The following is a 581-nucleotide window of genomic DNA, read 5'->3' as shown; positions in this document are numbered from 1 at the left end:
CGTCTAGAGGCCTAGGACACCGCCCTTTCACGGCGGTAACAGGGGTTCGACTCCCCTACGGGATACCATTGGGTCGTTAGCTCAGTTGGTAGAGCAGTTGACTTTTAATCAATTGGTCGCAGGTTCGAATCCTGCACGACCCACCATTTTCTCGATGGGGCTATAGCTCAGCTGGGAGAGCGCCTGCCTTGCACGCAGGAGGTCTGCGGTTCGATCCCGCATAGCTCCACCATTCGAGAACTTCTTCCTATAAGAAGTAAAACTAATATGGGCGATTAGCTCAGTTGGGAGAGCACCTGCCTTACAAGCAGGGGGTCACTGGTTCGAGCCCGGTATCGCCCACCATCTTTAAGCATTCTTGCGAGTGTGTTTAAAAATGGTTTCATTAGAAACTAGCTCTTTAACAATTTGGAAAGCTGACAAATCAACAATGTATTGTTGATTGTAAAGTTCTCAATGTTTGTCTTTATGACAAACACCAAAAAACACATTCAAGTGTTCTTGGGAATGTCACTTTAAGTGACTATTCAAAATTGAGTCCGGCAAAATCGAGTCTGCACATGTATAAAAATGCAGACAAC

At 46.0% G+C, this 581-nt stretch carries 4 tRNA genes; all 4 read left to right on the top strand.

What is annotated here, in order from left to right:
* The 4 genes from ELS82_RS26610 (at nucleotide 1) to ELS82_RS25795 (ending at nucleotide 345) form a co-directional block, all read left to right on the top strand.
* Nucleotides 1–68: transfer RNA gene (locus ELS82_RS26610), tRNA-Glu, on the top strand.
* A 2-nt stretch (nucleotides 69–70) separates the two neighbouring features.
* Nucleotides 71–146: transfer RNA gene (locus ELS82_RS25805), tRNA-Lys, on the top strand.
* Nucleotides 147–156: 10 nt separating this feature from the next.
* Nucleotides 157–232, top strand: a tRNA-Ala gene (locus ELS82_RS25800).
* 37 nt (nucleotides 233–269) lie between these two features.
* A tRNA-Val gene (locus ELS82_RS25795) sits at nucleotides 270–345 on the top strand.
* Nucleotides 346–581: the final 236 nt, after the last annotated feature.

The sequence above is a fragment of the Vibrio ouci genome (assembly GCF_004551525.1).
Lineage (GTDB): Bacteria > Pseudomonadota > Gammaproteobacteria > Enterobacterales > Vibrionaceae > Vibrio > Vibrio ouci.
The sequence above is the reverse complement of the archived record's forward strand: the minus strand, read 5'-3'. Positions and strand labels throughout refer to the sequence as shown.